Below are 2,120 nucleotides of genomic sequence, written 5' to 3'. Positions count from 1 at the left end.
CGACAATTTGTACCCGTTCTTCGACTTTTTTTAGTTGAGCTGAAAGTTGTTGGATATCGGTAGAAATTTGCCGCACATCTGTAGAAAGTTGTCTGTCATCGCTACGGAGATCGTTCAATTGGCGTTCAAAGCTGCCAAATCCCGATTGGATGGCACTAATCAGACTATCTAGCTTTTGTTCGACTTGCTCTAAGCGTTCTTCTGACATCGGATATTCAACTCAAAGTCTTAGTGAGATATATAACTACATACTATCATTTCGATCGATAACGTTCAATGTTGTCATTAATAGGATATGGTTAGATGCAATCGATCGACACCAAATTAGAGAGTTAGATATTATTGGTGTGAGTGGTGTAGCTGGTTAATGGAAGGATCTTAATATTCATAACACCTAAAATATAGCTAAAGAGCAATATTTGCACTGTAATTTTACACTGCAAGTGCATCACACCAAATTTTAATCAAAGTACTAAACTGCCCAGGATTAGATGCCTCAATCCTAATAGCAATTGGGATAAAGCTTTGGCCTTGATATTCTGGAATTGCCCGATACTCTGAGATTGTTCCTTCTTCTGCTAATTTAGCAATAACGTTACGATCTATTCCATCCTTAACTTCAGAAATTCCAATCGGTACATAAAGAATATTCATTGGGTTATCTAGCCCACCAAATTCAAGTGGCCTAATAAATTTTCTAGTTGACCTAGACTAAATAAATCTTCAGCCTTGGCTAAAGAATCTACAGCAGAGAAATCTGGACTATTTAGCTGTGAAGACTGATTTTTACTTAACATTATTTTATCTACTGGTGCTATCTGTAATATTAATATCCCCGAATGTCACCTATTAATTCCCCTGAGACTCTATCACCCCTTCAGCTTCATTTACCAGCAATCTCAACCGTTCCAAAGTCCCCAATTCCACATCCTCCCACAAGCCCCGCTGATTAGCTTCGAGTAACCTTTCCGCCATATCTCGCTGCACCCACGGATTATTTTGCTCGATAAATTCTCGGACTGATTCATCGAATAAATAAGCATCCGCCACACCTTGATACATGAAGTCCTGCACACAATTAGCCGTAGCATCGTAGGCAAATAAGAAATCTAACGTCGCTGCCATTTCCGAGGCTCCTTTGTAGCCGTGACGCATGGCTCCGGCGATCCATTTGGGGTTGACGACACGCGATCGATATACCCTGTCGATCTCTTCCGTTAGTTTGCGAACTTTGGGATTTTCGGTACGAGAATTATCACCAAAATAAGCTTCGGGTGCTTTGCCAGATACTTGCTTGATTGCGGCAGTTAAACCACCTTGAAATTGATAATAATCATCGGAATCGAGTAAGTCATGTTCGCGATTATCTTGATTTTGAAGAACGATTTGCATATTACCTAAGCGTTGATTGAACGCTTCGGGGGCGGCGATGCCTTCGGCTTTGTTGGTATAAGCATAGGCACTCCAATTGATATAAGCTTGAGCTAAATCTGCTTCGGTTTCCCAATTTTGGGATTCGATTAATCCTTGCAATCCGGCACCATAGGCACCTGGTTTCGAGCCAAAAATCCGGTATTGCGATCGAGTCTGAGCTTCATCTAGTGTTAGTCCCTGCTCTAACCATTTGATTTGTTCTTGTTGAACTTGTTGCGCTAATGGATTTTGTTCTGGAGTTTCATTTAATGCAGCAACAGCTTTAACGGCGTTATCAAATAAGTCAATTAAATTGGGGAAAGCATCGCGGAAGAAACCGGAAATTCGCAAGGTAACATCGACGCGGGGACGACCTAAAACCGAGACAGGTAAAATCTCAAAATCTACGACGCGGCGGGATACGCCATCCCAAACTGGTTGGACACCGATTAATGCTAATGCTTGAGCGATATCGTCGCCGCCAGTTCGCATGGTGGATGTGCCCCAGATCGATAAACCGAGGGTTTGGGGATATTCGCCGTGTTCTTGAGTATATCGATCGATCAGTACTTCTGCGGCTTTGCGTCCCAGGCACCAGGCGGTTTCGGTGGGGACGGCGCGGATATCGACGGAGTAGAAGTTGCGTCCGGTGGGGAGGACTTCGGGTTTACCTCTGGTGGGTGCGCCGGATGCGCCAGAGGGGATGT

The 2,120-nt window shown here is 43.5% G+C and carries 3 protein-coding genes and 1 pseudogene; all 4 read right to left on the bottom strand.

The features are described from left to right. A pseudogene (locus RMO84_RS14910) lies at positions 1–208 on the bottom strand (hypothetical protein); the annotation flags it as partial. Positions 209–432: 224 nt separating this feature from the next. Next, the gene (locus RMO84_RS14905; protein ID WP_310489232.1) at positions 433–654 is read right to left on the bottom strand and encodes a hypothetical protein; all 222 of its coding nucleotides are present in this window, start codon (positions 652–654) and stop codon (positions 433–435) included. 8 nt (positions 655–662) lie between these two features. Further along, entirely contained in the window at positions 663–797 is a 135-nt protein-coding gene (locus RMO84_RS14900) for a hypothetical protein (RefSeq protein WP_310489231.1), read from the bottom strand. Between the two features lie 52 nt (positions 798–849). Beyond that, positions 850–2,120 (bottom strand): cobaltochelatase subunit CobN (locus RMO84_RS14895; RefSeq protein WP_310489230.1); only part of this gene is annotated, 1,271 nt, incomplete at its 5' end.

This window comes from Chamaesiphon sp. VAR_69_metabat_338, from assembly GCF_031423935.1.
Taxonomy (GTDB): Bacteria; Cyanobacteriota; Cyanobacteriia; order Cyanobacteriales; family Chamaesiphonaceae; genus Chamaesiphon.
The sequence above is the reverse complement of the archived record's forward strand: the minus strand, read 5'-3'. Positions and strand labels throughout refer to the sequence as shown.

Coding starts and splice junctions, on each gene's coding strand:
- RMO84_RS14905 (WP_310489232.1), bottom strand. CDS start 654: ATGAATATTCTTTATGTACCGATTGGAATTTCTGAAGTTAAGGATGGA.
- RMO84_RS14900 (WP_310489231.1), bottom strand. CDS start 797: ATGTTAAGTAAAAATCAGTCTTCACAGCTAAATAGTCCAGATTTCTCT.